The organism is Mesorhizobium sp. B2-5-4 (assembly GCF_006441095.1).
GTDB classification, from domain to species: Bacteria; Pseudomonadota; Alphaproteobacteria; order Rhizobiales; family Rhizobiaceae; genus Mesorhizobium; species Mesorhizobium salmacidum.
The window spans coordinates 32160-52466 of sequence record NZ_VFUR01000013.1; the positions used below are offsets into that span (position 1 = coordinate 32160).

The 20307-nt window shown below is 63.8% G+C and carries 24 protein-coding genes, 1 tRNA gene and 1 pseudogene; 15 read left to right on the top strand and 11 right to left on the bottom strand.

Annotated elements, in window-relative coordinates; genetic code table 11:
- Positions 1-66: 66 nt before the first annotated feature.
- On the bottom strand, positions 67-1269 hold the full coding sequence (locus tag FJ492_RS17515) for an MFS transporter (protein WP_140771184.1): 1203 nt from the start codon (positions 1267-1269) through the stop codon (positions 67-69).
- 172 nt (positions 1270-1441) lie between these two features.
- Entirely contained in the window at positions 1442-1900 is a 459-nt protein-coding gene (locus FJ492_RS17520) for an Lrp/AsnC family transcriptional regulator (RefSeq protein ID WP_140505199.1), read from the bottom strand.
- 171 nt (positions 1901-2071) lie between these two features.
- Here FJ492_RS17520 and FJ492_RS17525 point away from each other — a divergent pair, with 171 nt between their 5' ends.
- Together FJ492_RS17525 and FJ492_RS17530 are read left to right on the top strand one after the other, a co-directional pair.
- The gene (locus FJ492_RS17525; RefSeq protein WP_140771186.1) at positions 2072-2806 is read left to right on the top strand and encodes an AzlC family ABC transporter permease; all 735 of its coding nucleotides are present in this window, start codon (positions 2072-2074) and stop codon (positions 2804-2806) included.
- Positions 2803-3102, top strand: a complete 300-nt coding sequence (locus FJ492_RS17530; RefSeq protein WP_140771189.1) for an AzlD family protein — start codon at positions 2803-2805, stop codon at positions 3100-3102. The genes FJ492_RS17525 and FJ492_RS17530 overlap by 4 nt, the downstream gene beginning before the upstream one ends.
- A gap of 53 nt (positions 3103-3155) precedes the next feature.
- Here the strand turns inward: FJ492_RS17530 and FJ492_RS17535 are convergent, their stop codons facing one another.
- The gene (locus FJ492_RS17535) at positions 3156-3788 is read right to left on the bottom strand and encodes an FMN-dependent NADH-azoreductase (RefSeq protein ID WP_140505161.1); all 633 of its coding nucleotides are present in this window, start codon (positions 3786-3788) and stop codon (positions 3156-3158) included.
- Positions 3789-3897: 109 nt separating this feature from the next.
- Between FJ492_RS17535 and FJ492_RS17540 the strand changes: the two genes are divergently transcribed.
- Positions 3898-4860 carry a LysR family transcriptional regulator gene (locus FJ492_RS17540; RefSeq protein ID WP_140505163.1) on the top strand — a complete coding sequence of 321 codons (963 nt, stop codon included), beginning with the start codon at positions 3898-3900 and terminating at the stop codon, positions 4858-4860.
- Positions 4861-4877: 17 nt separating this feature from the next.
- Here FJ492_RS17540 and FJ492_RS28980 read toward each other — a convergent pair whose 3' ends face one another.
- Positions 4878-4976, bottom strand: a complete 99-nt coding sequence (locus FJ492_RS28980; protein WP_198028830.1) for a putative RiPP precursor — start codon at positions 4974-4976, stop codon at positions 4878-4880.
- 169 nt (positions 4977-5145) lie between these two features.
- Between FJ492_RS28980 and FJ492_RS17545 the strand changes: the two genes are divergently transcribed.
- A complete protein-coding gene (locus tag FJ492_RS17545) occupies positions 5146-5727 on the top strand; it encodes a TetR/AcrR family transcriptional regulator (protein WP_140771191.1) in 582 nt (193 codons plus the stop codon).
- 68 nt (positions 5728-5795) lie between these two features.
- Positions 5796-7067, top strand: coding sequence for a beta-ketoacyl-ACP synthase II (gene fabF, locus FJ492_RS17550; protein WP_140771193.1), 1272 nt, complete (start codon positions 5796-5798; stop codon positions 7065-7067).
- A 30-nt stretch (positions 7068-7097) separates the two neighbouring features.
- On the opposite strand, the gene FJ492_RS17555 is transcribed toward fabF, so the two are convergent.
- Positions 7098-7691, bottom strand: coding sequence for a TetR/AcrR family transcriptional regulator (locus FJ492_RS17555; protein WP_140717268.1), 594 nt, complete (start codon positions 7689-7691; stop codon positions 7098-7100).
- A 66-nt stretch (positions 7692-7757) separates the two neighbouring features.
- Here FJ492_RS17555 and FJ492_RS17560 point away from each other — a divergent pair, with 66 nt between their 5' ends.
- Positions 7758-8183, top strand: a complete 426-nt coding sequence (locus FJ492_RS17560; RefSeq protein WP_140505170.1) for a VOC family protein — start codon at positions 7758-7760, stop codon at positions 8181-8183.
- A 9-nt stretch (positions 8184-8192) separates the two neighbouring features.
- On the opposite strand, the gene FJ492_RS17565 is transcribed toward FJ492_RS17560, so the two are convergent.
- Positions 8193-9143, bottom strand: coding sequence for a trypsin-like peptidase domain-containing protein (locus tag FJ492_RS17565; protein ID WP_027145790.1), 951 nt, complete (start codon positions 9141-9143; stop codon positions 8193-8195).
- 226 nt (positions 9144-9369) lie between these two features.
- Between FJ492_RS17565 and FJ492_RS17570 the strand changes: the two genes are divergently transcribed.
- Positions 9370-10242 (top strand): S1C family serine protease, encoded by an 873-nt coding sequence (locus tag FJ492_RS17570; protein WP_140771195.1) that lies wholly within the window; start codon positions 9370-9372, stop codon positions 10240-10242.
- Between the two features lie 8 nt (positions 10243-10250).
- Positions 10251-10889 carry a helix-turn-helix transcriptional regulator gene (locus FJ492_RS17575; protein ID WP_140752138.1) on the top strand — a complete coding sequence of 213 codons (639 nt, stop codon included), beginning with the start codon at positions 10251-10253 and terminating at the stop codon, positions 10887-10889.
- A gap of 6 nt (positions 10890-10895) precedes the next feature.
- On the opposite strand, the gene FJ492_RS17580 is transcribed toward FJ492_RS17575, so the two are convergent.
- Together FJ492_RS17580 and FJ492_RS17585 are read right to left on the bottom strand one after the other, a co-directional pair.
- Positions 10896-11264, bottom strand: a complete 369-nt coding sequence (locus tag FJ492_RS17580) for a type II toxin-antitoxin system VapC family toxin (protein WP_246676051.1) — start codon at positions 11262-11264, stop codon at positions 10896-10898.
- Between the two features lie 17 nt (positions 11265-11281).
- Positions 11282-11548: a type II toxin-antitoxin system VapB family antitoxin gene (locus FJ492_RS17585; protein ID WP_140771197.1), complete on the bottom strand. Its 267-nt coding sequence runs from the start codon at positions 11546-11548 to the stop codon at positions 11282-11284.
- 177 nt (positions 11549-11725) lie between these two features.
- Between FJ492_RS17585 and FJ492_RS17590 the strand changes: the two genes are divergently transcribed.
- On the top strand, positions 11726-12592 hold the full coding sequence (locus FJ492_RS17590) for an NAD(P)-dependent oxidoreductase (RefSeq protein WP_140771199.1): 867 nt from the start codon (positions 11726-11728) through the stop codon (positions 12590-12592).
- A gap of 382 nt (positions 12593-12974) precedes the next feature.
- On the opposite strand, the gene FJ492_RS17595 is transcribed toward FJ492_RS17590, so the two are convergent.
- On the bottom strand, positions 12975-15146 hold the full coding sequence (locus tag FJ492_RS17595; RefSeq protein WP_140771203.1) for an OmpA family protein: 2172 nt from the start codon (positions 15144-15146) through the stop codon (positions 12975-12977).
- A gap of 196 nt (positions 15147-15342) precedes the next feature.
- Here FJ492_RS17595 and FJ492_RS17600 point away from each other — a divergent pair, with 196 nt between their 5' ends.
- The 3 genes from FJ492_RS17600 to FJ492_RS28780 all read left to right on the top strand — a co-directional run bounded on the left by FJ492_RS17600 (position 15343) and on the right by FJ492_RS28780 (position 16563).
- Entirely contained in the window at positions 15343-15789 is a 447-nt protein-coding gene (locus FJ492_RS17600) for a YcgN family cysteine cluster protein (RefSeq protein ID WP_140771325.1), read from the top strand.
- Between the two features lie 148 nt (positions 15790-15937).
- Positions 15938-16312, top strand: a complete 375-nt coding sequence (locus tag FJ492_RS17605; protein ID WP_140505183.1) for a hypothetical protein — start codon at positions 15938-15940, stop codon at positions 16310-16312.
- 95 nt (positions 16313-16407) lie between these two features.
- A complete protein-coding gene (locus tag FJ492_RS28780; RefSeq protein WP_181166673.1) occupies positions 16408-16563 on the top strand; it encodes a hypothetical protein in 156 nt (51 codons plus the stop codon).
- 149 nt (positions 16564-16712) lie between these two features.
- Here FJ492_RS28780 and FJ492_RS17610 read toward each other — a convergent pair whose 3' ends face one another.
- The gene (locus FJ492_RS17610) at positions 16713-17423 is read right to left on the bottom strand and encodes an SIMPL domain-containing protein (protein WP_140752120.1); all 711 of its coding nucleotides are present in this window, start codon (positions 17421-17423) and stop codon (positions 16713-16715) included.
- 134 nt (positions 17424-17557) lie between these two features.
- Here FJ492_RS17610 and FJ492_RS17615 point away from each other — a divergent pair.
- Positions 17558-17633, top strand: a tRNA-Ile gene (locus tag FJ492_RS17615).
- A gap of 529 nt (positions 17634-18162) precedes the next feature.
- Complete coding sequence (locus FJ492_RS17620; protein WP_140510862.1) at positions 18163-18384, top strand: DUF680 domain-containing protein; 222 nt, start codon at positions 18163-18165, stop codon at positions 18382-18384.
- Positions 18385-18410: 26 nt separating this feature from the next.
- Here FJ492_RS17620 and FJ492_RS17625 read toward each other — a convergent pair whose 3' ends face one another.
- Positions 18411-18647, bottom strand: coding sequence for a hypothetical protein (locus FJ492_RS17625; protein WP_140510864.1), 237 nt, complete (start codon positions 18645-18647; stop codon positions 18411-18413).
- Between FJ492_RS17625 and FJ492_RS17630 the strand changes: the two are divergent.
- Positions 18646-20225, top strand: a pseudogene (locus FJ492_RS17630) (mechanosensitive ion channel family protein). The gene FJ492_RS17625 and the pseudogene FJ492_RS17630 overlap by 2 nt on opposite strands.
- Positions 20226-20307 lie beyond the last annotated feature (82 nt).

The following is a 20307-nucleotide window of genomic DNA, read 5'->3' on the forward strand; positions in this document are numbered from 1 at the left end:
GGCCGTGTCTCCTGATTTTATGCGTGTCGTTATCCCGGAACCGAGGAGACTTCCGGGCGACATGCACTATGCCGTCTGCAACGCCGTGCGTGGCAGCGGCGGGAAGGCGATGGCTATGCCCGCGGCACCCAGGCCGATGAGAGCCGAGCCGATGAACAGCCAATGGTAGCTGGCATAGGCGTCGAAGATCATGCCGCCGGCAAGCGGCCCCAGCGCCATGCCGAGGCTGGAGAGCATGGTGGTGGCGCCGAATACGGTGCCGAGAATGCGCTGGCCGAAATATTCGCGCGCCAGCACGGCGTAGAGGGGCATGACGCCGCCATAGGTGGCGCCGAAGATGACGGCCAGCATATAGAACTGGTCGAGCTGGCTGATCGAGAGATAGGCGGCAATGACGATCGCCTGGATCGCCAGCCCCACGATCAGCACCGGCTTGACGCCCAGCCTGTCGGCCAGCACGCCGTAGAGCAGCCGGCCGCCGAGGCCAGCCAGACCCTCGACACTGTAGATCGAGACCGCGGCCATCGGGGCGACGCCGCACAGCATGGCGTAGCTGACCATGTGGAAGATCGGGCCGGAATGGGCCGCGCAACAGGCGAAGAAGGTTAGCCCCAGCACGATGAATTGGGGCGAGCGCAGCGCCTGCCCGACCGTCAGGCCGGCGCCTTCGGCGACTGGTGCCGCGGCCGCACCGGAGGCGGCGGGTTTCGGCGGCTGGCGCACCAGAAGGACGGCGGGCAGCAGGAGCACCCAGGCCAGGAGGCCGATGTCGAACATGGCGGCGCGCCATTCATAGGCCGAGATCAGCCAGCGCGCGAAAGGCGAGATCGTCATCGGCGCCACGCCCATGCCGGCCGAGACCAGCGATACCGCTAGCCCGCGATTGGTGTCGAACCAGCCTGATGTCAGCGCGATCATCGGTGCGAAAAAGGCGCTTGCCGCGAGCCCGACGAGCACGCCATAGGTGATCTGGAAGGTGAGAAGCGACCCGGCGCGGCTTGCCAGCACCAGCGCCAGCCCGAGCAGCACGGCGCCGATCGTGACGACGATGCGGGCGCCGAACCGGTCGGACAGAGCGCCCCAGGCGAAGCCGCCGAGGCCCATCACCAGGAAGTTGAGCGTCATGGCGCTCGAAATGCCCGCGCGCGACCAGTTGGTATCGATCGCCATTGGCTCGAGGAAAATCGCCAGCGAAAACATCGTGCCGATGGCGACACAGGACATCAGCGCGCCAGCCGCGACGATGACCCAACGGTAGGAACGATTCATGTTTCTTCTCCCAGCCGGGAACAGGATCGATCTTTCGACGCCGCCCGGCAATTCCGGTTGCGTCCCAAGGACGTTCGAGGCGTGCTCGGATCGACATTCCAGATGGAAATTCTTATAGGGCCAGGCGATGGCCTGCGCCCTCGTCAAATGCGCTGAGAGACATTTCAAAGGCTCAGATCGGCAGTTCCGATGTGTACTTGATCGTCCAGCTGGGAACGTCGGTCTTGACGTTCTGCACGCCCTTGATGCGGCTCAGATGCTCCGACTGGAAACGGCGATAGTCGTTGATATCAGCCGCCACCACGCGCACCAGGGCGTCGCAGTCGCCTAGCATGAGATAGCATTCCATCACTTGCGGCAGCTTGGCCACCTCGGTGGCGAAGTGCTCGATCGTGTCCTCGTCCTGCGTCTTCAGCCAGATCCGGGTGAAGAAAGTGAGGCCCTTGTCGATGCTGGCTGGATTGAGCACGGCGACATAGCGGTCGATGACGCCGGCTTCCTCCAGGAGCTTGACGCGCCGCAGGCAAGGCGAGGGCGACAGGCCGACCTCATTGGCCAGATCATTGTTGGCCATGCGACCGTCGCGCTGCAGTGCCCGCAGGATGCGCTTGTCGATGTCGTCGAGCTTCATGGCGTCGAATTCCATTTTCCTGCGGATATGTGACATTCAATGCCAAAATTTGGCGAAAGACAACAATCTTCGCAACCAAATTGCCGGGAGGTGTAGGTATGTTTCGCCCCTGACATCACGAAATTTCCAAACGCAGGGCAGGGCGGCTGCGAGGCCGGCCTATGGCAGACCATGAGCGTTTCACAGGCAGTCGAGGCAGCCGGCAATGGTTCGGAATCCGAGTTCCGCCGTGGTGTGATGTCCTGCGCGCCGGTGCTGTTCGGCACCATTCCCTACGCGCTCGTGCTTGGCGCCCAGGCCACGCAGAAGGGGCTGAGCACGGTCGAGTTATCCCTGATGACCGGCCTGAACTTCGCCGGCGGTTCGGAATTCGCGGCGATCCAGTTGTGGACGTCGCCGCCGCACATCCTGCTCATTGTCGCCATCACCTTCCTGGTCAACAGCCGTCATCTGCTGATGGGGGCGGCGCTCGCGCCGTTCCTGCGCGAGCTACCGCGGCGCAAGGTTTTCCCGGCGCTGTTCTTCATGTGCGACGAAAGCTGGGCACTTGGACTGGCCGATGCCAAACAGCGTGCCGCCGCGGGCATCGGCCCGGCCTTCAGCCCGCGCTATTATATGGGCGCGGCGCTGGCGATGTATCTCACCTGGGTAGCCTTCACGACGCTCGGCGCCTTGCTCGGCCCGATGCTGGGCGATGTCGAGACCTATGGTTTCGGTATGGCGTTTCCGGCCGTCTTCCTGGTGCTGATGCGCGGCATGTGGAAAGGCTTTGCCGCCGCGCGACCGTGGCTCGTCAGCCTGGCAGTCGCTGCGCTTGTCTATCTCTTCGTTCCCGGCGCCTGGTATGTCGCGGCGGGTGCTGTGTCGGGGCTGGTCGCGGCCTGGTTGCTGGCAGGTGATGCATGATCGACATGACAACCCTTCTCACCATCGTGCTGATGGCCGGCGTCACCTATCTGACGCGGATCGGCGGCTATGTCGTGCTGCGCAACCGCGTGCTCGGCACCCGCGCCACGGCGGTGATGGAGGCAGCGCCCGGCTGCGTGCTGATCTCTGTCATCGCGCCGGCCTTCGTGTCGCCGAATCCGGCTGATCTTGCGGCATTGGCCGTCACGCTGGCGGCGGCAACGCGGCTTTCCATGCTGCCGACCGTGCTGATCGGGGTCGCTTCGGCCGGCCTCTTGCGGCATCTGATCGGCTGAAACGAAAAGGCAGGCGCGAACGCCTGCCTTTCGAGTTCAGATGATCGAGAGCCTTACGCGGCAGCAGCAGCCTGCTGGCTGGCCACGACGGCGTCGACCTTGGCGGTCGCCTTGGCGAGCGCCGCAGTGACCGCGTCCGGGCCCATGCCGACGCCTTCGATGCGGATGACATCGACATCGGTCATGCCGAGGAAGCCGAGCACGCCGCGCAGATAGGGAATGGCGTGATCGAACTGCACGGCCGCGCCCTCGGAATAGATGCCGCCCGAAGCCAGCACGATATAGACCTTCTTGCCGGTGACGAGGCCCTTGGGACCATTCTCGCCATAGGCAAAGCTCCGGCCGGAGCGGGCGATGTGGTCGACCCAGGACTTCAGGGTCGAGGAGATGTTGAAATTAATGAAGCCGGTGGCGAGGATCACCGTGTCGGCAGCAAACAGTTCGTCCAGCACCGCGTCTGAAACGCCCACCACCTCGGCCTGGCGCGGGGTGCGGGCATCGGCCGGCGTGTAGATGCCGGTCGCATAGTCGGCATCGATGTGCGGCAGCGGGTTGGCGACGAGATCGCGCACGACCAGCGTATTCGATGGGTCGGCGGCGAGAAGCTTCTGAGCGAACTCGGTGGCGATGCGGGTCGAGTGCGAGGCAGCGCCGCGGGGGCTCGAGGTAACAAGAAGAATGGACATGGCGGGTCTCTCCAGTTGAATGAATTGTCCCGACATATATGGGCTATCGATCCATCCGATAAACTGGTATATTTTCTATACGATCCATCTATAAAGTAGATACACAACGATGCAGCCGAACCCGACCCTCGACCAGCTCCAGATCCTTGTCGCGGTTGCCGACACCGGCAGTTTCTCGGCCGCCGGTCGCAAGCTCAACCGGGCACAATCCGTCATCAGTTATGGCATCGCCAATCTCGAGGCGCAGCTCGGGCTGAAGCTGTTCGAGCGCGAGGGCACGCGCGAGCCGCAACTGACCGAGATCGGCCGGGCGATGCTGGAAGACGCGCGGCGCATGATTGGCGTGCTGCAGCGGATGCGCTCGCGCGTCGACGGGCACCATCACGGGCTGGAGGCCGAGGTGGCGCTGGCGGTGGACGTGGCATTGCCTTCCCCCGTACTGGTGCGGGTGCTCCAGGCATTCGAGGCGCGGTTTCCGACCGTGATGCTGCGCCTGCATATCGGCACGCTCGGTCTCATCCCCGATCTTGTCGTCAACGGACAGGCCGATCTGGGCATTGGAGGCTTGCTGGGCGATGTCGACGTGCATCTCGTGCGCATCGGCTTCATGTCGCTGGTGCCGGCGGCCGCACCCAGCCATCCGCTGGCACAGCTGCCGAAGCCGGTGGCGCTCGAGGATGTGCGCGAGCACACGCAGCTTGTCGTCACCGATCAGTCGGAGCGCACCAAGGGACGTGATTACGGCGTCTTCGCCTACCGCACCTGGCGCCTGACCGACGTGCGCACCAAGCACATACTGATGCGCGAGGGGCTGGGCTGGGGTGGGCTGCCGCGCTGGTTGATCGCCGACGATCTGGCCAGCGGCCGCCTGGTGGAGCTTGATCTCGAACCCTACAAGGAGGTGAGTTCGCCATTGTTCGCCATGCACCGCAACGATCGCAGCCCGAAGCCGGCGGCCGCCTGGTTGATCGACCGGTTCAAGCGCGGGCTAGGCTGCTTCAACGAGTTCGAGCCGGGCGAGGTGCCCGAAGAGGAGCCGGAGACCCATGGCGTGTCCGGCTCCGGCACCTGACCCGGGCATCCGAGAAATCACTGGATTATCGTCACCCCGGAAACCACGATCTGCGCGGTGCGGGCGGTCAATTTCCCGTGCTTGCGTAGCGTCGGTTTTTCATAGGTCTTTTTCATGTGTCGGTCCCGAATGTGAGCCTTGAGGATGCCCTGCCATAACGAGATTGGAGGGTTCCGGTTGCGTCGCCATCTCATTCCCCACCGCGGAGTGGGACAGATTCAGGTTAGATTGCAATAGAACTCTATCCCTGTTATAGATGTTGGACAAAATCTAATTGAGGTCGACATGCGAGTCAATCGCACGCAGGCGGAAGCAAATCGCGAAGCGGTGATCAACGCGGCAAGCCGTCTATTTCGAGAGCACGGCTTTGACGGCATCGGGCTGAAGGATCTGATGAAGGGTGCCGGGCTGACCCAAGGCGCCTTCTACAAGCAGTTCGAATCCAAGGAGGACTTGGCGGCGCAGGCATCGCGGCGAGCGATGGAGCACGCAACCCGCAGATGGTCGGCTGTTGCTGCCGGGAGCCCTGATCCCCTTGAAGCCGTTATCGGGCTCTACCTTTCGCCTGGACATCGCGAAGAGAAGAGCGACGGTTGTCCGATCGTGGCGCTTGGTTCGGACGCGGCGCGTCAAAGCGAGGAAGTGAGGGGCCCCTTCCAGGATGGGATCGCAGCTCACCTTGAGGTTATCGACGAATTGATGCCGGCGGCAGAAGGTCCAAAAATCCATCGCAAGGCCATGGCGATGCTGTCGCTGATGGTGGGGGCCGTGACGATCTCCCGTATCCTTAGCGATGAAGAGATGTCGCAACGTTTTCTCGATGCCGCCGCCGACGAAGTCAGGCGAATTGCGGCCGCGCGGGAATAGAAGCGATCGCGATCGAGCGTCGGCACGGCGCCGCCGCGCGAACGGATCAAACAGAAGCTGGAGCAGACATGCGTCGTATCGTCATTACAGGCATGGGAGCAGTTAGCCCCCTCGGAGCCAACGCGGCGACTTCCTGGTCGCGGCTCCTGGCTGGCCGCTCGGGCATTCGGAGCCTGCCGGCTGAAATGGTGGGAGACCTGCCGGCGAAAGTCGGCGGAATTGTTCCCTCCTTGCAGGAGGACCCCGAGGCCGGCTTCGATCCAGACACCGTCCTGGTTCCGAAGGAACAGCGCAGGGCGGACCGCTTCATTCTCTTCGCATTGGCAGCGGCGGAAGAGGCGCTGGCCCAGGCGAGGTGGAAGCCGGTCTCGGACGACGACAGGGCCCGCACCGCGACGATCATCGCTTCGGGTGTCGGAGGATTTCCCGCGATAACCGAAGCCGTGCGAACCGTCGATCAGCGCGGTGTTCGGCGTCTCTCGCCGTTCACGGTGCCATCGTTCCTGGTGAACATGGCGGCGGGACAGATTTCGATCCGATATGGGTTTAAAGGCCCGCTCGGCGCTCCGGTGACGGCGTGCGCGGCCGGCATCCAGGCGATCGGCGATGCGGCGCGTCTCATCCGCTCCAATGAAGCCGACATCGCGGTGTGCGGTGGAACGGAAGCCTGCATGAATGCGGTCAGCCTCGGCGGCTTTGCCGCCGCACGCTCCCTTTCGACCTCCTTCAATCACCGTCCCGATCAGGCCTCCCGTCCCTTCGACATGCTGCGTGACGGCTTCGTCATGGGCGAAGGAGCCGGAATCCTGGTCATCGAGGCATTGAGCCACGCGCTTGCGCGCGGCGCCAAGCCGCTCGCCGAGCTCGTCGGCTACGGCACGACGGCGGACGCTTATCACATCACCTCCGGCCCCGAGGATGGCGACGGTGCGCGGCGGGCCATGGAGATCGCGATCACCCAAGCCGGTATTTCGCCGCGTGAGGTCCGCCACCTCAATGCGCATGCGACCTCCACGCCGGTCGGCGATGCGGGGGAAATAGAGGCGATCAAAAGGATCTTTGGCGCGGATTTCAGCATCGCCGTCAGCGGAACGAAGTCGGCGACCGGGCACCTGCTCGGAGCCGCCGGTGGGCTTGCGGCGATCTTCACGATCCTGGCGCTCAGGGACCAGGTCGCACCGCCGACCCTGAATTTGAGCGCCCCCGATCCGGCCGGCGACGGGATCGACTTCATCGCAAACCACGCCCGGCCAATGGAGACGGACTACGCGATCTCCAATGGCTTCGGCTTTGGAGGCGTAAACGCCAGTGCGTTGTTCCGGCGCTGGACGGACAGTTGAGTAGCGTGGGCCACCTTTGGGCGACCTGCATCAGGCGCGGGACAATCCGTCTATCAGCGCCGTCAGGACGGCGCGGTAGTCCTCGGCTGATGCGCCCGCCTCGATGGCGAGCGCAGCGCGGTCGAAAGCAGAACCGAGCAGCGCCGTCAGCGCCTCCGCCGGCAGCTTTGTCATCGATCGTGCCCGCATGGCGGCGACAAGGCCTTCACGAAGCGAGCGGTTGCCATGGCGACTATCGATCGCGTCCATGGCGGTGCGGCCGAGCACGGCCGGGCCGTCGAGCAGCAAGAGCCGCGTGCGGCCGGGCGCGCGCATGGCCATGAGATAGGCATCGGAACCGGCAATCAGCGCATCGCGGGCGCTGAGCGAAGGCGGGGAGGCGCGGTCAATTTCCCGCGCCACAGCCGCCGCTTCCTGTTCAACCACGGCGGCGAAAAGTGCCTGCTTGTCGGCAAAGTGGTGATAGAGCGCGCCGCGCGTCACGCCTGCGGCGGCAACGATCTCCGGCGTGCCGGTCTCGGCATAGGACTTTTCCGTAAACAGTTTACGCGCCGCCGCGATCAGGTCGGCGCGTGTCGCCTCGGTGCGGTCGCGGTTCGAGCGGCGCCCGGATTCCTGTTGCATACATGCAGCCTGTATGTTAATTCGATTTACATGCAGACTGTATGTCAATTGACGGGAGAAGGAAAGATGAAGACGACGAGCTACTACCCGGTGCTGATGACCGGCGATGTCGCCGGCACGGCCGCCTTTTATGTCGAGCATTTCGGCTTCCAGCCGCTGTTTACGAGCGACTGGTACGTGCACCTCCAATCGGTGGACAAACGCAGGGTCAACCTAGGCATCGTCCAGGGCGACCACGAGACGATCCCTGAGGAGGGGCGGGGGCGCACCTCGGGCCTGCTGATCAATTTCGAGGTCCGCGATCCTGACGCAGTCTACGAACGGATCACCGCCGCCGGCCTGCCGATCCTGCGCACGCTGCGCGACGAGCCCTTCGGCCAGCGCCACTTCATCACCAAGGATCCCAACGGCGTGCTGATCGACGTCATCAAGCCGATCCCGCCCAGCGAGGAGTTCCTGGCGCAGTATGCCGAAGGCGCGGCGGGGGTGTGAGCGGCAGCCTCAACCAGCCCTTGCCACCGGCGTCACCGCCACCTGGCTGACGCCGGTGCGGCGTACCACGGTGCACAGCGTCTCGCGGCCGATGCGCTCGGCGTCGAGCATGCGCACGAGATCGTCGACGCCCGTCACCGGGCGCCCGTCGATGGCGGCGATGATGTCGCCTTCCTTGAGACCTGCCTTGGCCGCCGGGCCGTCCTTCTCGACGCTGCGCAGCCGCACGGCCGTGCTGGTCGAAACCTGCGACAGCAACGCCGCGCGGCGCGGCAGGTTTACGGTGTCGGCGGAGACGCCGATGAAGGCGCGGCGCACGCGGCCGAAGCGGATGATCTCGGAAATGACGAACCTGGCGGTGTTGGAGGCGACGGCGAAGGCAATGCCTTGCGCGCCGTGGATCATGGCGGTGTTGACGCCGATCACTTCGCCCGCCGACGACACCAGCGGCCCACCGGAATTGCCGGGGTTGAGCGCGGCGTCGGTCTGGATGACGTCGTCGATCAGCCTGCCGGTCGAGGCGCGCATCGAGCGGCCGAGCGCGGAGACCACGCCCGAGGTGACCGTCCATTCGAAGCCCAGCGGATTGCCGATGGCAATCGCGATCTGGCCGCGCCGCAGCCGCTTGGAATCGCCGAGCGGCGCCACATCGGCGAAGCTGCCATCGGCGCGCACCAAGGCGATGTCGGTGTCGGGATCGCGGCCGAGCACGCGGCCCTCGCTGGAGGCGCCGTCCGGCATCGAGACGCGCACTGTTCTGGCGTCACCCACGACATGGAAATTGGTGACGACCAGCCCATCCGGCGCGATGACGAAGCCCGACCCATGGCCGCCCGGGCCGCCGATGCGCTCGATGCGGCAGACGGCCGGGCCGATGCGATCGACAGCGTCCGCTACTGTTTCGGAATAGGCGTCGAGCAAGGTGTCATCGGATTGGATTTTGGGGGCGGCGAGGGCCATGAGTGGGCTCCGTGTTTTCAGGCACAACGATGCGTTTGTTACATGCGTGTCGTTGTCCCAAAACCGGTGAGCACTTTTGCGCGACACGCACTATATGTGCGGAGCGGCCCGAACCGCCGCGACCTGACCAGATGGCCAGTCAAACCCGCAACTAGCCGTCAGGCGAGTACCCGCAAGCGCGCCGTCGAGCGATATCTGGGACATGCAAGAAACCCAGGAGACCCTTATGAGCGACTTCAATTTGAGCGCGTTTTCAGACGCCATCGCCGATCTGGCAGCGAAAGCCGCGCCGGTGACGGCGAGCTTCGCCACCCATCATCACCGCACGGCCAGCGCCTTCCATTGGCGCGACGGCTATTTCGTCACCGCCGAGGAGGCCGTCGAGGCCGGCGAGGAGATCGAACTGACGCTGGCCTCCGGCGCGACGGTTGAGGCCGAACTGGTCGGCCGCGATCCTTCGACGGGCGTCGCCCTGCTGAAGCCCGCCGATGCGGCGACCGCGCCTGTCCTTGCCAGGGCCGATGCCGTTCGGCCAGGCAACATCGCCATTGCCATCGGCAGCAGCCAGGGTTCAGCACTGGCCGTGTCCGGCTCGGTCGGCGAAGTCGGGCCGGCCTGGCGCTCGATGCGCGGCGGCACCATCGACCGGCGCGTCAACCTGGCCGTCGGCGCCGGCGGCCGCTTCGAGGGCGGCCCGGTGCTCGACGCCAAGGGCGCGCTGATCGGCATGCTGTTGTTCGGGCCGCGCGGCCGTGCGCTGGTCATGCCCTACGAGACGATCGAACGCGCGGTGGCGACGCTGCGCGAAAAGGGCCATGTCGCACGCGGCTATCTCGGCGCTGGCCTGCATTCGGTGCGTGATCGGGACGCACATGGCGCAATGGTGATGAGCCTCGACGACAATGGCCCGGCCAAGGCCGCCGGCCTCTCACTCGGCGACATCATCGTGGCGTGGAACGGCGAGGCCGTGCATGGCCCGCGCGACCTGATCCGCCGGCTCGGGCCTGAGAGTGCCGGTGCTTCGGTGACGTTGGGTGTCGTGCGGGGCGGCGAACAGCGCGACGTCGTGCTGATCATCGGCGAAAAGCCGCTGAGCTGAGAGGAATGATGGAAGCACTCGCCAGCGACCGGATCGGGACCGACAGTGCGGCTTCGCGGCGGCTGGTGGTGCTGATCGCGCTTGGCGATGCCGGGCGCGCCGAGCGCCTGGCCGCCTCGCTTGCCGCCAGCGATGACCTGTTGCCGGTGGTCGTTGGCGGCGGCAGGGCCGATGTCGCGATCGTCGACGACAGGAGCGGTGATGCCGTGCCGGCCTCGGTGCCACGGGTGCTGCTATCGGCGCGCGCCGGCGGCGAGCGGCCTGCCGGCGAAGTGTCTGCCGTCATGCCCGCCGGCGCGGACGACCTGCTGATCGCCGCGGCGGCGCGGTTGGCCGCCGCTGGCTACAGCATATCGGGCAATGGCCGCGCGCCCGGACGCCGTGAGGATTTCCACGCCGGCGATGGCGAGCCGTTCGAGGATGAAGTTCTGGACGAGCACGCCGCCCGGCCGGCGCTGTCGCCACGCGAGGCGGAAGTGCTGGCGCTGCTCGCCGAAGGCGCGCCCAACAAGGTGATCGCGCGGCGGCTCAACATTTCCGTGCATACGGCGAAGTTCCACGTCGCCGCGATCCTGATCAAGCTCGGCGCCGCCAATCGTACGGACGCCATCGCCATTGCCATGCGACAGGGGCTGGTGCTGGTCTGACATCGATCAGACCGCCGCTTCGATATCGGTCAGGCGGAAATCATCACCTTTGAAGAGCAGCGGCATGGCTTCGAGCCGGGCCGTGGCGTAGGCGATGCAGTCGCCGAAGTTCAGCGCCGCCGGGTGCCGGCCCTTGCCGTAACGCAGAAAGGCTTGCCGGGCGACAGCTGCATGGTCGGCGGTGAAGTCGGTTGTCTCGATCGAGGCGGTGCGCAGGAAGCGGTCGAGGCGATCCAGGATTTCATCCTGCCGGCCGCCCGCGAGCACCATGGTGGTTTCAAGAAAGGTTGGCGCTGCCAGCAACCGTCTCTTGGCTTGCGTGATCGCGAGCACGAAACGTTCGAAGCCCGGCTCGACACGCAAAATGGCGACCAAGGCCGAGGAATCGATGATCATTTCGTCGGGATTCCGAATTCGTCGTAACCGAGGATTTCGTCGTCAGCCATCGCATTTTCGCGCTTGGGGATTTTTCCGGCGCTATCGGAAATTGCCATCAACCGTTGAAATAGGTCGCTTGCTTCATCACGAGGCACCAACCGTTCGCGCGCAACCTCGCGCTCAAGGCTTTGACGGATCGCCTCTGTCACGGACACGCGGCGGCGGCGGGCGAGTTCACGCGCCAATTGCTCGACTTCCATGTTCTTGATCGAGAGTGCCATTCTATATTCTACCTATCTGTATAGAATATACACCAGACTCCGGGGCAATCCAACATGTTTCAGGCACTCGGCCAGCCAGCCTCCGCAGCGTCACCATGGCTTGCCGTCACAAGCTCTTGTATCCCCCTGCTGCGCGGGCAAGGATCGTACAAAGAAGTATGAGGACGCGGAGGAAAAATGTCGCTCAAGGGAAAGACGCTGTTCATCTCCGGCGGGTCGCGCGGCATCGGGCTGGCGATCGCGCTGCGCGCCGCGCGTGACGGCGCCAATGTGACGATCGCGGCCAAGACCGCAGAGCCGCATCCCAAGCTGCCGGGCACGATCTACAGCGCGGCGCAAGAGATCGAGCAGGCGGGCGGCAAGGCGCTGCCGATGCTGTGCGACATCCGCGAGGAAGGGCAGGTCGCCGAGGCGGTCGCCAGGACCGTCGAGAAATTCGGCGGCATCGATATCTGCGTCAACAATGCCAGCGCCATCCAGCTTACCGGCACGCTGGAAACCGACATGAAGCGCTACGACCTGATGCATCAGATCAACACGCGCGGCACCTTCCTCGTCTCCAAAATGTGCATCCCGCACCTGAAGTTGGCTAAAAACCCTCACATCCTGAATCTGGCGCCGCCGCTCGACATGAAGGCCAAATGGTTCAAGAACCACGTCGCCTACACCATGGCCAAGTTCGGCATGTCGATGTGCACGCTGGGCATGAGCGCGGAATTCGCCAAGGACGGCATCGCCGTCAATTCGCTGTGGCCGATCTCGACCATCGACACGGCGGCGGTGCGCAATCTGCTGGGTGGGGCGACGGTGGCGGCGATGAGCCGGTCGCCAGACATCATGGCCGATGCCGCGCATGCGATCTTCATGCGGCCGTCGCGCGAGGCGACGGGCAATTTCTACATCGACGAGGAGGTGCTGCGCGCCGAGGGCGTCAGCGATTTCTCGGTCCATGCGCCAGGCGCGACCGGGCCGTTGGCGGGAGATTTTTTTGTTCCCGACGAGGTGTTTGCCAATTCCGATACGAACGTCAAAAGCATCTATTAGGGAGCGTTACCCGCCACTGGCGCTGCCCTTATCCGCCTGCCGGCTCCGCTTCATGGACAGTTCCGGTTGTTCTCTGGTCGGCATTGAGAGCGTATTCCGGCCACCAGGCCAGCATTTGCAAGATGGATATGAAACAAAAAACCCCGCCGGTGAGGGCCGGCGGGGCTCATTGCGTCCCGCTGGAGTCGGGACGGGGCAGGGAACGCCCAGAGAAGAATCTGGGGTGGGAAGCCCAGTTATTCAATGAGTTGGCTCTAATGGCTGTACAATTCTTGTTGACCCGGTCCTGCTGCCCATGGTTCCAGCCCATCCCGGTTGACCGGGATGGGACCTTGTTGCCGGCCTGATTCCAGAAATTACTGCAAGCCGCTGGAAAGGCCGGTCAATTGTTGCTCGCCACCGGCGCCACCAGAGGGGTGATGCGGCGGATGGCGACACGCCGGTTCTCGCGGTTGGGCGCCGAGGTGTCGACCTTCAGATACTCCTCGCCATAGCCCTGTGTCGTCAGGTTCTCGGCCGGGATGCCGAAGGCATTGGTCAGCGCTTCCGCAACCGCTTCGGCACGGCGATCAGACAAGGCAAGGTTCGCCTCCGGCGTTCCGACGGCGTCGGTATGGCCTTCGATCAGGAAGGTCTCCGCCGGGTTCTTCTTCAACAGCTTCTCCATGGCGTCGGCGACACCCTGGAGCTTCTGCACCTCGGTGTCGGAGATCGAAGAGGAGCCGAATTCGAAGTTCAGCGTATCGAGGTCGATGCGCCGGGCAATGTCACGCACGCGGGCCGAACGTTTGACCTCGTTGATCGAATAGAGGCGCTGCACCTTCTCCACCGGCGGCTGTTCGAGGAAGGTATAGTAGTCGTCGTCGCTTTCGACATCCTCGGAATCGAGAATATAATCCCGGCGCGGGATGGTCAGCCGCATAGGCGGCAGGTCATCGCCGGGATCGCGCCAGTCCTCTTCGTCCTGGTAGCTGCGCTCGTCGACATAGCTCAGCACATATTCGCGACCGTCGGGGGCGATGCGCGACCGCTGCAGGATGTCGCCGTAGCGGTTGCGGATGGTAACGATCCGGAAGCCATTGTCGCGCTCGACCGTCTCGCGTGTGCGGCCCTGCGGCAGGTCCTCGTAGTAGACATCCTTGGCGCCGCGGGTCAGGCGCGGGCGGTCATTGCTCTGGACGAACGTCTGGTTGTTGAACTGGACGATGACCCGGTCACCGATCTCCTTGAGCACGTCAACGCCCTTGGGCCGGCGGCGCTCACGAATGTCCTCGTCAGGCGCGCGCTCGAGGCGCTTGCCCTGCTCCTGAGTGACCGGCACGATCTTTTCGGGCCTGATCGCCTCCTGGGCGGCCCTATCGTCGGTTGGAGGCGGGCCCTGATCCACCGGGGCCACTACCGGCTTGCGGCCCTGCTCACCGCCCTGCTGGGCATTTTGGCCACCATTCTGCTGCCCACCATTCTGCTCTTCCCCATTCTGGTTGGCGGGCTGGTTGGCGGGCGTCCGGCCACCCTGGCCATTCTCGACGCGACCCTTGCGCCTGGCATCCTTCTGGCTGTCGAGGATAGGGGCGGCGTTCTTGTCGGCGGGTGCTTCGCCCTGAACCGGGTTTTCGCCCTGGACAGGCGCGGCTTGTCGACCGGTAGCGGGCTGCTCTCCGGTCGCCGGCTGTTCGCCGGTGGCGGGCTGTTTGCCCGTCTGCGGCTGCTCGCCGTTCGCAGGCTGCTCGCCGGTCGTAGGCTGTTCGCCAGCCGGTTTCCTGCCGTGCTTCTTCGTCTTGTCCTGGGACTGTTCGCCTTGGGCGGGAGGCTGCTCGCCGGCGGGGGCCGGTTCAACCTTCGGCGCCGCTTCGCCGGCAGGAGCCTGCTTCGGCGTCGGGGCGGTCTCCGGCACGGCGGCCGGTGCCTCTTTCTGCTGATCCTGCTTGGGTTTCCTGCCGGGCTTGGTCGGCTGGTTGTCTTTGGCAGGGGCCGCCTCGCCGGCGGGAGCCTGCTCGGTCTGCTGCTGCTGGTCGCGCTTCTTCCTGCGCGGCTGCTGCTCGTCAGTGGCGGGCGCTGCCTGGCCGGCGGGAGCCTGCTCGGTCTGCTGCTGCTGGTCGCGCTTCTTCCTGCGCGGCTGCTGCTCGTCTGTGGCGGGCGCTGCCTCGCCGGCGGGAGCCTGCTCGGCCTGCTGCTGCTGGTCGCGCTTCTTCCTGCGCGGCTGCTGCTCGTCTGTGGCGGGGGCCGCCTCGCCGGCGGGAGCCTGCTCGGCCTGCTGCTGCTGGTCGCGCTTCTTCTTGCGTGGCTGCTGTTCCTCGGCCGCGGGGGTGGGCTGCTGGGCGGCCGGGGCGGATTCCGTCTGCTGTTTCTGCTCGCGCTTCTTCTTGCGGAGTTGTTCCTCGTCGCTCTGCCCCTGGTCAGTGGGCGTGTCCTGCGCCAGGATGATCAGCGGTGCCCCCCCGCTTTGCATGGGGCCGAACGCGGCTGTCCCCTGAAGCGGGGACGCGCCTAACGGCGCGGATGCCATCAACAGGCCAAGGGCTGTGCCTGCCAGAATCCGTGGTTGGCGTTTCATCGAAATTCTCCTTGTGGGGTCCCATCCTTGCCGAAACCGCTTTTGAGGAAATTGGTTCCAGTTGCCCATGGTTAGGGAGCGTACAGGGCTATTGGCCGGCCTTTTGAAGGCAACTTCATGTCATTCGGCCGGGTTCCGCCCTATTCCGGCTGTTGTCGCGCTTGACCTTGGCAGCGGCTGGGGCCACATGCCGGAAATGGAAACGCCGTTCTGGAAAACCAAGACGTTGGAAGCGATGAGCCCCACCGAGTGGGAATCGCTCTGCGACGGCTGCGGCAAGTGCTGCCTGTCGAAGCTCGAGGACGAGGACACCGGCGAAATCTACTGGACCAGCGTCGGCTGCCGGCTGTTCGACGCCGAAAGCTGCCGCTGTGCCGACTATGCCAACCGGCTGGCGCGTGTTCCCGATTGCGTCGGCCTGACGCCGCGGAATGTGCGCACCATCAGTTGGCTACCCAGCACCTGCGCCTACCGGCTGGTGGCCGAGGGCCACGACCTTTACTGGTGGCACCGGTTGGTCTCGGGCAGTGCCGAAACCGTGCATGAGGCCGGCATCTCGATGCGCGGCCGGGTCAAGGCGAGCGAGACCGACCTTGCCGAACCGGAAGACTATTTTGACTACATGCTCGACGACGAACCCTGACGCGCGCAGAGGGGCCGGCGCTTTGCCCGCCGCCTCACATGAACCGCGGATGAACAGCGAGTTCGTAAATAGTTCAGACAGGCCAGTGCATTCTCCCGCCATCGGTTTCACGAGGACGGGCGCGAGCCCGCGACAAGGAGAGAGAACCATGTATACCACCATCAAGACGGCAGCGCTTTCGGCTCTGGTCGGCCTCGGCACCCTGGCGGCCATCCCCGCCCACGCCGACAGCCTTTATCTCGGTTTCGGCAACAACAACGACCCGCGCTTCGGCGTCTATACCGGCGATGATGACGGCTATCGCCACCGCCGGGACGAGCGCCGCGACGATTGGCGCCGCGACGATTGGCGCCGCGGCTGCTCGCCGGACCGCGCCCTCGACAAGGCCGAGCGCATGGGGCTGCACCGTGCCCGCATCGTCGATGTCAACCGCCGTGTGGTCAAGGTGATGGGCCGTCAGTACGGCGACCGCATCGTCGTCGTGTTCGCCAACGAACGCGGTTGCCCGGTCATCTATCGCTGAAGACATGATCTTCCGCAGATTGGTAGCGGCATGATCCTCTGCGAGGATTAGCAGCGGCATAATCCTCTGCGAGGATTGGCCGGGAGATCCTCTAGATGGTCGGTCTGGACACGCCATCTGCGATGGTCGGTCTGGACACGCCATCTGCGATGATCGGTCTGGACACGCCATCTGCGATGATCGGTCTGGACACGCCATCTGCGATGATCGGTCTGGACACGCCATCTGCGATGGTCGGTCTGGGGGCATGATGGTCTGCGAAGATCAGCCTGGAGTAGCAGGGTCCCTGTCTATCGGACGGGTGCGGCTCGAAAAACCCCGCGGGAGCGATCCCGCGGGGTTTTTCATGCGTGCCAAGGGGTGACCGATGGCCGGCAGGACCGGCCATCGACTCAGCCGGTTACTTCAGTTCGAAGGTAACGGTGACCTGGACATTGTAGGAATTCTCGCCGGCCTGCACCGGAGCCGCGCCGGCCGCCGCGTCGAACGCCTTGGCGTTGATCGGCATCGGCGCCGGCCTGATGTTCTGATCCGTGATCTCAAGCACCCGGCCGAGACTGACACCCGCCGCCTGGGCCAGCGTCTTGGCCTTGGCCTCGGCGTCGGCGACCGCCTTCTTGCGCGCCTCGGTGACGGTGGCCTCCGGATTGTCGTTGGTGAAGGCAATGCCGCCGCCCTGGTTGACGCCGAGCGACACCGCCTTGTCGAGGATCTCGCCTGTCTTGTCGACGTCTCGCACCCGCACCGAGAGCGTGTTGGTCACCTGGTAGGCGATGAGTTCGGCGTCCTGGCCGCCGTCCGGCTTGTTGGTGTAGTTGTAGCGGGGGTTAATCTGGATGCCCGCTGTCTGCAGGTCGCGATCCTTGATGCCGGCGGCCTTCATCGCGGCGATCACGGCGGCCATAGCGTCATTGTTGGCGTCGAGTGCGGCGCGCGCCGTCTTGGCTTCGCGCATGACGCTGAGCGTCAGGATCGCCAGATCGGGCGCCACGGTTGCTTCGCCTTCGCCGGACACGATGATGCGGGGCGGCGTCGGCAGATCGGTGGCTCCAGCCATCGCCGGAAAAGCGATTGCAGCGGCGAGCGCGAGGGGCAAAAGATGTCTGGTCATAAAAATCTCCTTGGTCTGCGATCAGGTCGCAGGGGTCGCGTAGAGCGCGATTATGGGTTGATTTGGGCGATCTGCGAAAGCCCGCCGGTAAAGCCTTGTGCCGCGATGCAAAAAACATTAATCCAGCCCGCGTGGGGCCTGTAGCTCAATGGTTAGAGCCGGCGGCTCATAACCGCTTGGTTGGGGGTTCGAGTCCCTCCGGGCCCACCAAAGTTTCCACGTAACCCATTGATTTCGCTATGTTTTTTGAGAGTTGCCCACAACATGGACTCGAACCCCCTCGAGTTTGAAGAACCTCGAAGCGTTTTTTACGCATTTCAAGGACATCGAATCGAGCCAGTCATCGCGAGCGCTGAACTTGAGCGACGACCGTTGTTGCGTTTCGCCGAAATCGGCACTTTTGCATTCAGTCAAGATTAGTAGCCGCGGATGGCCGGCGTTCGTTCCAGAGTATCGGCTGTCTAATGATGTTGATCCTATAGCGCACAACCGTCGGGAGCCTCCCTCTTGCCCGCCGTACACGACTCAAAAAACGTGACCTACATTGATCTGCACGGTCGCGCTGCCAGGGTCTGCCAGTTGAACACGCAAGCGGTCAATCAACCGAGAGATCGTTCCCTGGTCTTCGGCCAGTGCTATCCAATGCTTCTGTATGTGTCCAACCATTCGGTCGTCTGATCGTCTGATTGTGGCCTGTTCCGTATCATTCTGGCGCAGTGTCCAACGTTGGAGAAGAAGAATGAAGCTCATCGCACTTGCTGCCGCCTCTCTTGTCGTTTCTGTCGGAACCGCTCTTGCCGGCAGCGACCACTACGGGTCAGAAAAGGCGACTCCTGCCGACAAGTTGCATACCTCCTCGATCGAGATGGTCGACGGACATGCCAAACATGACGCCGGTCAAACGATAAGAAAGCCCGTCACGCCTAACGACAGATACGGACAGGGTATTTGGGGGCGCTAGCCCAAAAATGACTATGGGCCGCTCGGTCATTCTCTAGACCGTGCGGCCTTCATGCCGATGCTAGGCTTGATCGAGACGCAGCGGCGCTTGCCGCACTCGATAGCCGGGGGATCGTTGAGAAGAATGATGCGATCACCGATTCTGCTCGAGAAAGCTCGGATCGCACGGGGTCCTAGTACTGCACCTGTCATGTGATCGAGCACGCGGCCCAAGGCGGCCTCGTTGCGTTCAGGATTGGAAGCATTGGTTGAGGCTTTGGTCATGAACTGGTGGATCGCTCCTCCTCTCTACATGGCTCTGGTGGGCGTCGCCGGAATTGTTGTCTGGTACGTCATTCCGCAGAGTCTCTCCAACGCAAGGCTGATCGTTCAGATTGCGTTCTTCCTTACAATGTCGGTTCTACTTCTGGACGGGGCCGTCGTCCCGTACGAGCTAACTCGGAGCGGTGAGACAACCACCCGAGCGATACTCTTCGGGGTGGCGAAAGCGCTGTGGTGGGTTCATCTCGCATGGGCGCTGATCGGTTTCGTCCGCATCTTTCTGGTCTTCGAGGGGAGCCACGCGAGGCACGGCTCTTGCAGGATCTCGTCGTCGGCGTCGTCTATGCTGGAATGCTGCTGTCGGTCCTCGCTTTCGTCTTCGGCGTGCCGGTCGGAACCCTCATCGCCACCTTGGGTGTCTTTGCCATCATGCTGGGACTGGCCCTGCAGAATACGCTAAGCGACGTGTTTTCAGGCGTCGCACTAAACCTCGGCCGCCCCTATGTGCTTGGGGACTGGATCGTCTTGAGTGACGGCACCGAAGGCCGCGTCGTGGAAACCAGCTGGAGATCGACCCAGGTGCTCACCTGGGCCCACAACGTCGTTGCGCCTCCGAACAGCTTTCTGGCCAAGCTTAGGTTGACCAATGTGAGCAAACCAGACGAGAGCCACGGAATCGCTTTCACCATAAGAATCGCGCCCACCAAAATGCCGGCCATCGTGGTGGACGTGATGCGTACAGCCTTGCTGAGCTGCAACTCCATTTTGAAGGAACCGGCGCCCTTGGTGGTTGTTCGGGATTTGAACGCCGTGGCGATCGAGATCGATCTGCTTATTCATGTCGAGAATGTAGGCCGACGAATAGCAGCGAGAAATGAAGTCTTCGATCTCGTCTACCGCCACGCCAAGTCCACCGGCCTGCTGCTTGCGGCACCTCCGTCGTCGATCGCCGTCAGCAAACTGGCGACTGAAGAGACGGCGAGGCCGCCGAGCGTCACCCCGATTGACCTTATAAGGGCCATACCGATTTTTTCGACGCTGACGGACGACGAGCAGGAGGCCCTTGCCGCGACGACCTCGGTTCGCACCTACCGAAAGGGCGACATCATTGCACGAGAGGGAGAGATGCTGCCGTCGCTCATGATCGTTCGAGCAGGCATCATCGCCCGGCAACTGGGCGACGACGATACCCGCATGCAGGATATCAGTCGTCTCGCGCCCGGCGACTTCTTCGGCGAGACAGGTCTGCTGGCCGGCATTGGCGAGACGTCGACATTGCGAGCGTTGACCCATGTCGTGGTGTACGAAATAGACCAGACAAGCTTCGCTCCTTTGCTGGTCGCCCGGCCCGAAATGGCCGAAGACCTCGCGGCGGTACTGGCGACCGGCATGTCTGCTTCAGGCGAAAGCGGCGCTCCGGAGCAGCAGCACGCGCGCTCGAGATCCGCGCTGATCAAGGCCATTCAGACGGTCCTTCGCGACATTCCGCTCGGACGCCTTTTGGAACACCGGGACGCGGGCCTCGCAAGAAGGGAGGAGGCGATGACCATCCCACGGAGCGACACACCTAGTTCGGGATAAGAAGAATTGCTTTCCCCACGGACGTGGCTACGGAACTTTATGCTGGCGCGCGCGATTCGGCGAAGATCAAATCATAGCGACA

Coding starts and splice junctions, on each gene's coding strand:
- FJ492_RS17600 (WP_140771325.1), top strand. CDS start 15,343: ATGGAAACGCCGTTCTGGAAAACCAAGACGTTGGAAGCGATGAGCCCC.
- FJ492_RS17555 (WP_140717268.1), bottom strand. CDS start 7,691: ATGCAACAGGAATCCGGGCGCCGCTCGAACCGCGACCGCACCGAGGCG.
- FJ492_RS17605 (WP_140505183.1), top strand. CDS start 15,938: ATGTATACCACCATCAAGACGGCAGCGCTTTCGGCTCTGGTCGGCCTC.
- FJ492_RS17595 (WP_140771203.1), bottom strand. CDS start 15,146: ATGAAACGCCAACCACGGATTCTGGCAGGCACAGCCCTTGGCCTGTTG.
- FJ492_RS17585 (WP_140771197.1), bottom strand. CDS start 11,548: ATGGCACTCTCGATCAAGAACATGGAAGTCGAGCAATTGGCGCGTGAA.
- FJ492_RS17620 (WP_140510862.1), top strand. CDS start 18,163: ATGAAGCTCATCGCACTTGCTGCCGCCTCTCTTGTCGTTTCTGTCGGA.
- fabF (WP_140771193.1), top strand. CDS start 5,796: ATGCGTCGTATCGTCATTACAGGCATGGGAGCAGTTAGCCCCCTCGGA.
- FJ492_RS17590 (WP_140771199.1), top strand. CDS start 11,726: ATGTCGCTCAAGGGAAAGACGCTGTTCATCTCCGGCGGGTCGCGCGGC.
- FJ492_RS17575 (WP_140752138.1), top strand. CDS start 10,251: ATGGAAGCACTCGCCAGCGACCGGATCGGGACCGACAGTGCGGCTTCG.
- FJ492_RS17625 (WP_140510864.1), bottom strand. CDS start 18,647: ATGACCAAAGCCTCAACCAATGCTTCCAATCCTGAACGCAACGAGGCC.
- FJ492_RS17525 (WP_140771186.1), top strand. CDS start 2,072: ATGAGCGTTTCACAGGCAGTCGAGGCAGCCGGCAATGGTTCGGAATCC.
- FJ492_RS28980 (WP_198028830.1), bottom strand. CDS start 4,976: ATGAAAAAGACCTATGAAAAACCGACGCTACGCAAGCACGGGAAATTG.
- FJ492_RS28780 (WP_181166673.1), top strand. CDS start 16,408: ATGGTCGGTCTGGACACGCCATCTGCGATGGTCGGTCTGGACACGCCA.
- FJ492_RS17515 (WP_140771184.1), bottom strand. CDS start 1,269: ATGAATCGTTCCTACCGTTGGGTCATCGTCGCGGCTGGCGCGCTGATG.
- FJ492_RS17520 (WP_140505199.1), bottom strand. CDS start 1,900: ATGAAGCTCGACGACATCGACAAGCGCATCCTGCGGGCACTGCAGCGC.
- FJ492_RS17610 (WP_140752120.1), bottom strand. CDS start 17,423: ATGACCAGACATCTTTTGCCCCTCGCGCTCGCCGCTGCAATCGCTTTT.
- FJ492_RS17570 (WP_140771195.1), top strand. CDS start 9,370: ATGAGCGACTTCAATTTGAGCGCGTTTTCAGACGCCATCGCCGATCTG.
- FJ492_RS17540 (WP_140505163.1), top strand. CDS start 3,898: ATGCAGCCGAACCCGACCCTCGACCAGCTCCAGATCCTTGTCGCGGTT.
- FJ492_RS17530 (WP_140771189.1), top strand. CDS start 2,803: ATGATCGACATGACAACCCTTCTCACCATCGTGCTGATGGCCGGCGTC.
- FJ492_RS17535 (WP_140505161.1), bottom strand. CDS start 3,788: ATGTCCATTCTTCTTGTTACCTCGAGCCCCCGCGGCGCTGCCTCGCAC.
- FJ492_RS17565 (WP_027145790.1), bottom strand. CDS start 9,143: ATGGCCCTCGCCGCCCCCAAAATCCAATCCGATGACACCTTGCTCGAC.
- FJ492_RS17560 (WP_140505170.1), top strand. CDS start 7,758: ATGAAGACGACGAGCTACTACCCGGTGCTGATGACCGGCGATGTCGCC.
- FJ492_RS17545 (WP_140771191.1), top strand. CDS start 5,146: ATGCGAGTCAATCGCACGCAGGCGGAAGCAAATCGCGAAGCGGTGATC.